Below are 12,026 nucleotides of genomic sequence, written 5' to 3' on the forward strand. Positions count from 1 at the left end.
AAGTCGAGAAAAGTACTTTAACAAATTGAATGTACTGACCTTTTCTTGCTTCTCTACTACATCATGGAAGCACAAGAAGTTCTATCCTCCTTTACCAGTAGCGCTTTCTAGAGCTTTCGCAACAGCCGCACCTTAAAATATTTCTTTTTGCCATTCTTACCCTATTAAACGCAATTGTGCTCATAGTGGAGCCGTGAAAGTATCAGTACTAATATAGAATAAGCACAAAAGTAGCTTCTCTGCTACTAAGGCTCATATCAATTCCCCCCACTAAAAGAAAAAATGATACCCAGCATACCCCACTCTACCATAAAAACATTCGTTTTAGGTTCAATGACTACTATCAGCCATAAGTTATTCCTGTAATACAAATATTTCCTATGTAAATAACAATAAAAAGGCGTTTGCTCTCTTAAGTGCCAAAAAATTTTATGGTAGCAGCTCTGCTATATCTTTCTTGTAAGATCTAAAGCAGTGGCATTAAACATCTGCTGCGGAAAAGCAATTTGAGGTGTTTCTAACATAGCACTTGTGGATACAGTTTCAGTTGTTTGTTTTTTCTTATTTGGCAATAAGTATAGCGGAAGCAACTCCCTATATTTCATAGCCTCTATATTCCAGGCGGAGGATGCTTTTTCAAGGTACAGAGATGCTATATTGTATAAAGCAAACGACTCTGCTGAGTTCAATAATAAATCTAGTGAAATGGCTTGCAGCTTTTTAGTAGCGTTAGACAAATGTATGTGTAGAACACATGCCAGCGCAGAAGTGTTCACAAGCTCATTCTCATAAGCAAATACTATTGGATAAACCTCATCACGTAGTATTGTAATACACCCATCAATATCGTTGCTGAGAGAATTATCTAATTTTGCCTGTGATAAGCATTCCCTACATAACAAGAACACACAACCCAAAGCCCCGATCAAAGCCTTCACAACAGGACTTGTCTTACTTTGTATTGAACATACAGCTTCACTCTCAGTAACATAACGATTCATGTAGAAATTAAATACAATACGTGCTTCAGTTGCGAGGGAAAGGTGTAAAACTTTTTCCTCATCAGTAAGTGCATCAGGCCTAAATATAGAATATGAATTCTCAATAGTGTCCATCATAGTGTAGAGCAAGTGTCCAATCTGGTACCTGTAAAAAAAAGGTACGTCTATATCAACTAGCTCACTCACCTTAAACGCTAATTCTGCATTATGCAAAATAAACCGTGAAAGCGCCACTTTCGTCCTCTTAGGTACCCCAACCATTAGGTAGTAATAGCTTTTTGCAGCATGGATTACATTTAGATATGCACTTAATGCAAGTTGTAGATGCAAAACAGTTTCGTAATCATTCTCTCTGGGCACAATAGTAAATCGAGGAGCATAGGTTTGCACAAAGCAGTGATATATTGAGATGATATTTACCAGGAGCGCACACGCTTTGAGCATTTGTACGCGTATACCATCCCTAAAAAGTAACGGGCTCGTAAATTCACTAAGGTCCTTATTACAAGCAGCCGTTATACATGCAAACAATGTGTCATATAAAAAATATAGGATGCTATGATCTTCTCCACACAACCCGCCTGATGAATACATAACTGTATTGTCTTTTTGTACAACAATTGATTGCACAAAGGACATCTTATCCACTAGGAGAGAGAACTTCTCATCTTTAGAACATGCACAAGCAAATATCCTATGCAACTCCCCAATGTAGTCACTGAGAACCTCCGTCAGATCACACAGAGAAACTTTCCCTTCTCTAATACAAGAACACACAGTATTTCTGTAATCCGCAGAAATTCTGTCACCATTGAGAATATCCATAATCACCTACATCACCCACACTCATGTACTCTTAAATATTTAATAGTATTCATCTTAGAATAGAAGTGATGAGTCACAAGTTCTACTAATTTTTAATAAAAAATTAAGAAAAAGGACTTTTTTGTTGTAATCACATGCAAAGGAGAGTTGCTACGTATGTGTGGAACGGTAAAAGTTGTTTAAGTAAAAAATAAATCAATAATGCATACACATATGCTACTAGTCATATCCTGATGGAGGATAGCCAGCGTGAATAACCAGATGACCAATTGAAAACTTTCATTAGTCTCTGCAGTAGTACGAGGAAAAACCAGAGAAATTAGCCCATTCCTCTCCTCTGTAGAAAAGAGTAATAAGTGCATACCATACACCGGATAAAGCTACCCCAAATGTCAGCCTATACAAAGCACAGCAAGCTTCAAACAAAGTGCCTCATTGCTTAGGATCCCCCATTATAGTAGAGATCCCACACAATCTAACCTTCAATAATCCCTTTAGATCTCGCAAAACGCTTCCTCTCGTTTGGATCAAGAAATCTCTTTCTTAATCTTATTGATTTCGGAGTACATTCCACCAGCTCATCGTCATTGATGAACCCTATCATCTCTTCCAAAGACATCATTTTCGGAGGAACTAACCTCACCGCTTCATCTGATCCTGCAGCTCTCACGTTAGTCAACTGCTTACCCTTCAGCACATTGACTTCAATATCATTATTTCTATTATGAAGCCCAACAATCATCCCCATATACACTTTATCCTGAGGCTTGATAAACATCATACCCCGATCTTGCAAGTTAAAAATGGCATATGCAACGGCCTCTCCTTGCCCTGTAGAAATAAGTACACCGTTCATCCTTCCAGAAATTTCCCCTTTATGTGGAGCATATCCATAGAACAATCTGTTCATTATACCGGTGCCTCTAGAGTCTGTTAAAAACTCCCCATGGTACCCTATAAGACCACGGGATGGCATCAAAAACACCATCCTAACCCTGCCCTTCCCGGAAGGAGTCATATCTTGCATATCACCCTTCCGGAAGCTCAGCTTCTCCATTATGACGCCACTGTACTCTTCATCTACATCTATTATCACCTCTTCTATAGGCTCTAATATCGTGGAACCTTCCTTTTTAAAAATCACACGCGGGCGCGATACAGAAAGCTCAAAACCCTCACGCCTCATCGTCTCTATCAACACGCCAAGCTGCAATTCGCCTCTACCGCCTACCTCATAGGCCTCGCTTCTGGCTCCTTCTTTCACCGTAATCGCAACATTAGTCTCTGCTTCAGAAAGCAACCTCTGCTTTATAGCAGTAGAAGTCAGCTTCGTTCCTTCAGTCCCTGCAATTGGAGAGTCATTAACACCAATCGTCACAGCCATTGTTGGAGGATCTACCGGAGTAGACTCTATCGGTACGGTCACAGATACATCTACAATGCTATCAGACACGGAAGCCTTCTCCAGCCCTGCAACAGCTATTATGTCACCTGCATCCGCCTCTTCAACGGGAACTCTTTTAAGCCCCGAAAAAGACAAAAGCTTCGTGAGCCTACCGCTCTCTATAACCTCACCAGCTAGATTCAACACCTTTACCTGGGAGTTTATCTTAGCCCTACCGCCATAAACCTTACCAGTAAGCACCCTCCCCAAAAACTTATCTGACTCCAACAACGTCAATAGCATGCTAAACGGCGCGTTTAAGTCATACTGTTTTGGCTTTATATGCTCCAATATTCCCTCAAATAGCGGCTCTAATCCCTTCTTCTCATCAGTCAGACTCTTAGAACACCACCCTTCTCTACCAGAAGCATATAGAACCGGAAAATCTAACTGCTCACTAGTAGCATCCAGATTGATAAAAAGCTCATAAACCTCATCAAGAACCTCACTTACGCGACTGTCTGGACGGTCTACCTTATTAACAACAACTATGGGCAACAATTTAGCCTTTAGCGCTTTTGAGAGCACAAATTTTGTTTGAGGCATAGGGCCTTCAGAGGCATCTACAAGCAACAATACCCCATCCGCCATAGACAGCACCCGCTCCACTTCACCACCGAAGTCAGCATGCCCAGGAGTATCGATAACATTGATCTTATGGTTCTTCCAAGTAATGGCAGTACACTTGGCCAAGATGGTTATACCACGCTCCCTCTCAAGATCATTGCTATCCATAACACGGTCCACAACATCTTGATTATCTCTAAAAGCACCACTCTGCCTTAGCATACTATCCAGCAACGTGGTCTTTCCGTGATCCACGTGCGCGACAATAGCTAAATTACGTATGGAATCGTAGCCACTCGACATTATTTATCTTCTCTAAAACGCAATGGGATAAATCTATATTATTAGCTAAAATAATCAAAGATAAAAACACACTTCTCGTAAGTTATCCCACCATACTACTAGCAGCAGATCTCTCAAAAAATGTGTACTTGAAGTCATCACTGTCGGGATCGTACCTAACTTCAACCTTGCCTCCGTGGACAAGTTTACCAAACAACATTTCAAAAGCTAGCTGCTTCTTCAGCTTCTGCGCCACAATACCTTGTATCTTCCTAACCCCGTAGTCTTCCCTCTGACCAAGTTTTGCGAGATAACTAAGCGATTCCTGATCAATATCGATGCTCACATCCTTATGAGCAAGCTGCTCTCTGAGCTCATCGATAAATTTCTCCACAACCTGTGCTATGACACAAGAATCCAGGTATGCAAACGGCACTATAGCATCAAGCCTGTTACAAAACTCTGGACCAAAAATCTTTTCAATGACCTTGCGTGCATTGTCAATCCGCGCGCTACTATCACGATTAAATCCTATGGGATTGCGGCTAAGCTCCATAGCACCAGCATTGGTAGTCAGTATTATAACAACATTACGGAAACTGACTTTTTTGCCATATGTATCGGTAATATAACCATAATCCATAATCTGCAGCAATATATTATATAAGCTGCTATGGGCTTTTTCTATCTCATCTAATAGCAGAACACTATACTGATTACGGGAAATGGCATCAGTTAGCAATCCACCCTGTTCGTATCCCACATAACCCGGAGGCGAACCTATCATCCTGGAAACTGTATGGGATTCTACGTACTCAGACATGTCAAATCTAATCAACTTCATGCCCATACACTTCGCGAACTGCCTCACTAGCTCCGTCTTCCCAACACCTGTAGGACCTGCAAATAAATAGCACGCCAAAGGCTTCTGCGAGCTTCTCATTCCAGCTTTCGCGATCCTTATAGCATCTACAACATTCGTTATAGCCTCATCCTGCCCGAAAATTACCTTCTTAAGATTATCCTCAAGATCCCGTACTTTTCGTATATCATCAGAGGCCAAAAGGTCGCTACACGGAACTTCAGTAATTTTAGAGATTATAGCCCCTATATCCTTACCAGTAACAATCCTACTAGACTCTGGAGAGCGTAACTTGCTATAAACACCTGCTTCGTCAAGTACATCCACTGCCTTATCTGGCAACATCCTTTCGCTTATATATCTATCAGACAACTCTGCAGCATACCTGATCGCTTGGTTTGTATATCGCACGTCGTGATATACTTCATAGTAGGATTTAATTCCACTCAATATTTGAACTGTTTCCTCTACAGTAGATTCTTCAACATTGATTTTTTGATATCTTCTGGCTAGGGCACGGTCCTTTTCAAAATTACTGTTGTACTCCTTATGAGTAGTAGCACCAATGCACCTGATAGTACCTCTAGCAAGCGCAGGTTTAAGAAGATTACTAGCATCTAAAGGGCTGCCACTGGTAGAACCAGCACCGATGATAGTATGAATCTCATCTATAAACAGCACCGCATTTTTCTTATTCTCTATAGCCCGAATAACAGCTTTAATTCTTTCTTCAAAGTCCCCTCTATACCTTGTTCCTGCTAACAAAGACCCCATATCCAAGGAATAAACTTCAACACATCGCAACTGTGAAACTATATTACCTTCTACTATTCTAAGCACTAACCCTTCTACTATAGCGGTTTTACCAACTCCAGAATCTCCAACATATAGAGGATTATTTTTCCTACGCCTCAATAAAACCTCTATTGTTCTTTCCTGTTCGTATTGACGGCCTATAACGTAATCTATTTTACCTTCCCTGGCCAAATCATTCAGGTTAACACAATACGCTTCAAGGCTGTCACCATCCTTCCTTATAGAGTCCTTGACTATATTTGGAAACGCAATAGAACCCCTCCTACTGGTAGCATCCGCATCTTTTATAATATCGTGCTGCTCATAGCCCTCATCGTGCATACTCTCGCCGCTAGACATGCAACTCACTACATCGATGTACTTAACGTTATGCTCGTTAAGAAAGGAAAAGCTATGGGATTCCTTTTCCAAAAACATCTCAGCCAGGACATTTACACCATTAATTTCATCTGCACCTGAAGCGTGAGCATGAACTACAGCTCTGTGTACTACCTTCTCAAAAACCCTGCTAGGCTTTACCTCCCCAATAATGTGCCCTGAGTATACAGACATTTCATATCGAAGAAAGTTCATGATCGTAAGCCTTAACCTATCTACTGAAACTCTGCACACGTACAACACACGACGCACATCAACATCATCAGTAAGCGCTAATAATAAGTGCTCGAGAGTCGCACATTCATGACGAAAATCGAATGCTATCGATATAGCGCGGTGCAAACTCGCTTCAAGATTTTTCGACAACACTAAACGCAACCCCTATTTCTCTTGTGCATCAGGGTATCAGGTAAGCATTAAAATATCTTGAAAACAACTTGGATTGCTTGCAAAAAAAGATGTAATCTATAACATTACGAAGCGCCGTATAGATCGGGGGTTTTAGATCGGTTATGTACATTATTTACAATTGTATATCAGAATTTTTAACCCTACTGATGCTGGAGATAATACTAGGTATTGATAACTTAATATTTATATCGATAATATGTGAAAAACTCCCTATAACCATGCGTGATAAAGCTAGAATATGCGGGATATTCATAGCTTTGGGAATGAGATTCTTAATGCTCTATGGAGCATCCCTCGTGCTATCAATCAACGAACAAATTATTTCTATCTTAAACATAACCCTATCATATCGAGATATCTTCATGATAGCGGGAGGTGCATTCTTGATATACAAAAGTGCAAAAGAAATATACTCTGAAGTCTTTCCTGAAGATTTACAGGAAATTCGCACATACTCAGGTATCCTCTGGGCAACATTACAGATTGTTGGCATTGATATAATGTTGTCCCTCGACTCAGTAATATCAGCAGTGGGCATTACAGCAAGAACATACTTAATATGGATAGTGTTTGTAATTTACGCCGTAATGGCGCTGTTTCTTTCTAAAAGCTTCAGCAACACAATATGCAAGTTCGGTAACTGCAAAATCATTGCGTTATTATTTATAGGAATGCTAGGCATCATATTGCTATTGGATGGGTTCAAGATATCGATTCCTCACGAATACTTATATACAACACTGATGTTCTCTCTTGCAGTAGAGGCTATCCAACTATTAAAACAACGTTTTAATTCGAAAATAGAATAGAAGCGGGTCTAGGAAAGATATTTCCTGCTTGCCCTTTTCCACAACAGAACTCTCGCAAGGATAGACAAAACTCTATCTACTTGCACAAAAACACAGTAGTCATCTCTGCATAACACGATAATTTAAAGGAAACTAACCCTCAAGTCGCGGCACCCTATTGCATCCAAGTATACACGCTAGAACAGCATACCCCATAATTCAATTTTGCTTACATCAGATAACGAAGCACACTAGTCATTCAACACCGCAAGCGCATCACTAATGCGCAAAAAATTCTCAAATTCTACATCTAACTTAAAATGCAGCCTGGGCACATATCTGAGTTTGAGATACTTAAAGACAGACTTCCTCACAACACTAGAAGAGGCATTTAAGGCACGCACTATCTCGTCCCCATCTACACCCTTACCATGAACTACAACGAAAATCGTTGCGTTACGAAGATCCTCCCCGACCTTCACTTCTGAAACAGATACCAGCGTACTAAGATCATAGAACTCCCTTAAAAACAACCCTGAAAGCGCCTTCTTAAGCACCGAGGAAACTTTGAGACTTCTATGCCCAACTGAATGATCAAAAACAATCACTCCACACCCCTCACGCGCTCTACAATCTCTAAAACCTTGATCACATCACCAGCAAGCACACCCTTTACGCCGTCCACAAGGAGACCACACTCTAATCCACGGTTAACTTCTTTAACATCCTCCTTGAACCTTCTCAGCACCTTCACGGTACCCTCACCAATGACAGCCTCACCTCTACAAACACGAACAGTAGCACCTCTCGTAACAGCACCCTCAGTTACATAACAACCAAGAACTGTCCCACTCTTTCCGGAAGAAAACATCTGCCTCACCGCAAGTAACCCAACTTGCATTTCCTGAACAATAGGCTTCAACTTACCAGACACCATGCTCCTCACATCATCTACCAAGTCGTATATGACTTGATAATGACGCACATCCACCTTCTTTAACCTAAGGAGATCACGAGCTTTCGCATCAACTCTAACATTAAAAGCCAAAATTACCGCCGAAGACACCTCAGCAAGCAACACATCTGACTTCGTTACATCCCCCATTTCCTTGTGTAAGACATTAAACTTCACTTCCTCATGCACTAACTGCTCCACAGCACAAGAAACAGCTTCCATCGAACCAGCAACATCTGCCTTAAGTATTAAATTAATTTCCTCCACCTTACTATCCATAGAAGCCATAATAGCCCCACTAAATGAAGACACAGCGCGATTCTCTTCACGCGCAGAATTAATCTCAGACCTATGCCACAACAAATCCCTAGCTTGCTTCTCCGAAGGCATAACAACCAAAGTGTCCCCCGCCTTAGGAATTGCATTCAATCCCAGAACCCTAACAGGCATAGCAGGTAAAGCTGAACTCACAACCCTATCAGCATCATCAAACATGCTACGAACCTTTCCATAAGAACTATCACCCGCAACTATCACATCGCCCTTTTTCAAGGTACCCTTTTGCACTATAACCGTAGCAATGACACCACAGCCCCTGTCAATCTTTGCCTCAATCACAACTCCTTGAGCCCTACACTCCCGCGGAGCACTCAATTCCAACATCTCAGCAAGAAGTAATATCGCAGACTGAAGCTTATCTATATTCTCCCCCGTCTTAGCCGACACAGGTACTATCATCACATCTCCACCAAGCTCTTCCGCAATAACCCCATATTGCAATAACTCATTCGTAATTCTACCAACGTCAGCATCACTCTTATCGATCTTGTTAACAGCTACCACCATAGCCACACCGGCAGCCTTAACATGATTTATAGACTCAACAGTTTGAGGCATGATTCCATCATCAGCAGCAACCACTAAAACTACGATATCTGTAACATTAGCCCCACGAGCACGCATATCAGCAAATGCCTCATGTCCCGGAGTGTCCAAAAAGGTAATCTTCTTACCATCTACATCTATCTGATAAGCACCTATATGCTGAGTTATTCCCCGAAATTCCTTCTCTACAACATTTGACTTACGCAACACATCAAGCAAAGACGTTTTCCCATGGTCAACATGCCCCATAACAGTCACAACCGGAGGACGCGACTCAGAAACAAAATTATCACCACATACGTCACTAAGCTCCTGCTCCATCTTGACTATGCTAACTACCCTAGGACGATGACCAAACTCCACAGCTATCTCACACGCTACCTCAGAATCAAGCCCAGTATCCATCCGCGCCTCAACACCAACATGAGATAGCATACGCAGCACATCCTGCGCCTTCTCAGCCATAGCCAACGCAAGATCACGAACCGTCATCTTGTCACTAATAACAACTTCTCTCGATACTCTACGCCCACTCTTTATATTATTGCTACTACGACGCTTATGAGTAGATGATGAAAACCTAGTAACACGCTTGTCTTCTAACCCACTAAGCGCATTCTCTATATCCAATTTTATATGCTTACTCGCCCCCCTAGAAGAGGCAACCTTCTTTATACTAACGCCCTCCTTTTCCTTATGACGCCCCGCAGCCCCATGAGCATACTTTTTGCCGCTCCTGTCATCATGACTACTCTTGTTACTATGCGAAGGAGTTGCCACGGGCGCAACCACCTCCTCAACATCAGGCACTGCAGCTTCCACCTCTTCCGTAGGCGGCACACCGCTTTCAACAGACACCTCCTTTACAGCTTCTTCAACTACAGCTGCCGCTGCAGCCAATTCCTCCTCTTCCTTAGCCTTTCGCGCAGCAGCTAACTCCTTCTCCTTAGCACTAATACTATCAGCCATATTTATGGCATTTATCCTAAATAACTGCTCTTGCGCAGTCAACCCACTAGCTGCCTTATTAAGGCCAGATTTTCGCTTATCATCGTGGGAAATATACTCTCCAGACCTGCGCTTCTTGCTCCGTACTTCAACTGTCGTAAAAGACTTTCTAGTAGAGGCACCCCTAGTCAAAGAAGGAGGCACTTTAAGCTTGTCACCAAGCTTAAGCGTCAAACGCTCCCGTTTACCCGAAGCACTACACTCCCCATCAACCTTTTCAACATCACTCATCTGCAGTACCCGGAAAAACTAAACCCACCCAACTCGTTTGCGTGATTCCAGAATGACGGAATCCACTTGCTCTTTACTTAACTTAGCCTTGGGAACAATATCATAAAATTCATCAGTACAAAGAGAAGCTATATCTTCAACGCTTCTCACGCCATTCTCACTTAACTTTACGATATCTTCTACCTGCAAGAACGGAAGTCGCATAACCTCTTCACTCACCGACATGCTTTCAAGCATCTCAATAGCTTCCTTACGCTTGCGTGCCAGACACTCAGCCGCCCTCGTCTTTAACTCTTGCGCTATCTCCTCGTTGAAGCCATCAACGGCCGCAATATCACTAACTTCAGCCCTATCTAGATCCTCAATACTAGAAAAACCCTCACTGACAAGAAGCTGCCCTATAATTTCCTCAACATCCAAATCCTCCACAAAGACCTTAGCACCACTACTTAACTCCTTAGCCTTCCTAGTAGATTCGGTTTCATCCCCAATTACATCAATACTCCAGCCAACCAATTCCGAAGCCAGCCTTATATTCTGCCCATACCTACCTATAGCCAAACTCACCTGACTCTCAGGCACTACCAGCTCTATCTTTTCTATATCTTCGTCGATAATAACCTTCACCACTTCCGCCGGCGCAATAGCACTGACTACAAACTTGGCAAGATCTGGAGAATACGGGATAACATCTATCTTCTCCCCGTTGAGCTCTGCAACTATATTCTGTATCCTAACCCCCCGAGCACCAATACACGCCCCAACCGGATCTACATTCTTATCAGAGGAATAGACCGCAACCTTAGACCTAGAACCAGCATCCCTAGCCAAGGCCTTGATGGTAACAATACCATCATACACCTCCGAAATCTCCTGCTTAAACAGAAGCTCCATAAATCTCTTACTGACCCTGGAAAGGAAAATTTGAGGCCCCGTAGCCTCCCTACGAACATCCTCTACATGCGCCTTAACCCTAGCATTAGGACGAAATACCTCACCCCTAATGGTGTTGTATACAGGAAGATACCCCTCGCTCCCGTTTAGATCCACAATAATATTATTGTACTCAACACGCTTCACAACCCCGTATACAAGATCACCAACTCGATCCTTAAACTCCTCGTATTGCCGCTTCCTCTCCTGCATCATTATGAGCTGCGCAACCTTCTGCTTTGCAATCTTCGCAGAATTGTAATCAATATCAATTGGCGGCAATGGCTCCAGTAGTATATCACCAACTTTAACCTGTTCTCCATCAGCCAACGCATCAGAGATTCTCACAAGCTTATACTTATTAATCTCCTCAGAAGATATACCACACTCCTCACTATCAAAAGTGAGGTCATCTTTCACCACCAGGACCTGCCTAGCTACCGATATTACCCCCGTCTTCCTATCAATAGAGACCTTAATCTTACTGTCCCCATACTTGACATGACTTACAACCTCAAGCGCTTGCTCTATAGCTTCTACGATTATACCAAGATCCAGACCCCTTTGCTCTGCAACATCCCTGGCAACTCTTATGAGCTCAAGATTATCAAAATTATACAAATTCACCATAAAACCCCTT

Annotated in this window: 7 protein-coding genes; 1 reads left to right on the forward strand and 6 read right to left on the reverse strand. The window is 42.2% G+C overall.

Going from position 1 to position 12,026, the window contains the following annotated elements; all coding sequences use genetic code 11:
* Positions 1-446: 446 nt before the first annotated feature.
* From KPX09_RS00210 to KPX09_RS00220, 3 genes are all read right to left on the reverse strand, one after another.
* Entirely contained in the window at positions 447-1,826 is a 1,380-nt protein-coding gene (locus KPX09_RS00210) for an HGE-14 family type IV secretion system effector (protein ID WP_249548399.1), read from the reverse strand.
* 475 nt (positions 1,827-2,301) lie between these two features.
* Positions 2,302-4,140 carry a translational GTPase TypA gene (gene typA / locus KPX09_RS00215; RefSeq protein ID WP_249548400.1) on the reverse strand — a complete coding sequence of 613 codons (1,839 nt, stop codon included), beginning with the start codon at positions 4,138-4,140 and terminating at the stop codon, positions 2,302-2,304.
* A gap of 82 nt (positions 4,141-4,222) precedes the next feature.
* The gene (locus tag KPX09_RS00220) at positions 4,223-6,544 is read right to left on the reverse strand and encodes an AAA family ATPase (protein WP_249548401.1); all 2,322 of its coding nucleotides are present in this window, start codon (positions 6,542-6,544) and stop codon (positions 4,223-4,225) included.
* Between the two features lie 143 nt (positions 6,545-6,687).
* Here KPX09_RS00220 and KPX09_RS00225 point away from each other — a divergent pair, with 143 nt between their 5' ends.
* On the forward strand, positions 6,688-7,395 hold the full coding sequence (locus tag KPX09_RS00225) for a TerC family protein (RefSeq protein WP_249548402.1): 708 nt from the start codon (positions 6,688-6,690) through the stop codon (positions 7,393-7,395).
* 230 nt (positions 7,396-7,625) lie between these two features.
* Here KPX09_RS00225 and rbfA read toward each other — a convergent pair whose 3' ends face one another.
* The 3 genes from rbfA to nusA are packed head-to-tail and all read right to left on the reverse strand — an operon-like array spanning position 7,626 to position 12,016.
* Positions 7,626-7,982 (reverse strand): 30S ribosome-binding factor RbfA, encoded by a 357-nt coding sequence (gene rbfA / locus KPX09_RS00230; RefSeq protein WP_249548404.1) that lies wholly within the window; start codon positions 7,980-7,982, stop codon positions 7,626-7,628.
* A complete protein-coding gene (gene infB / locus KPX09_RS00235) occupies positions 7,979-10,453 on the reverse strand; it encodes a translation initiation factor IF-2 (RefSeq protein WP_249548405.1) in 2,475 nt (824 codons plus the stop codon). Before infB ends, rbfA begins: the two co-directional genes overlap by 4 nt.
* Positions 10,454-10,471: 18 nt before the next feature.
* Entirely contained in the window at positions 10,472-12,016 is a 1,545-nt protein-coding gene (gene nusA / locus KPX09_RS00240) for a transcription termination factor NusA (RefSeq protein ID WP_249548406.1), read from the reverse strand.
* Positions 12,017-12,026 lie beyond the last annotated feature (10 nt).

Source organism: Anaplasma phagocytophilum (assembly GCF_023476575.1).
Taxonomy (GTDB): domain Bacteria; phylum Pseudomonadota; class Alphaproteobacteria; order Rickettsiales; family Anaplasmataceae; genus Anaplasma; species Anaplasma phagocytophilum_A.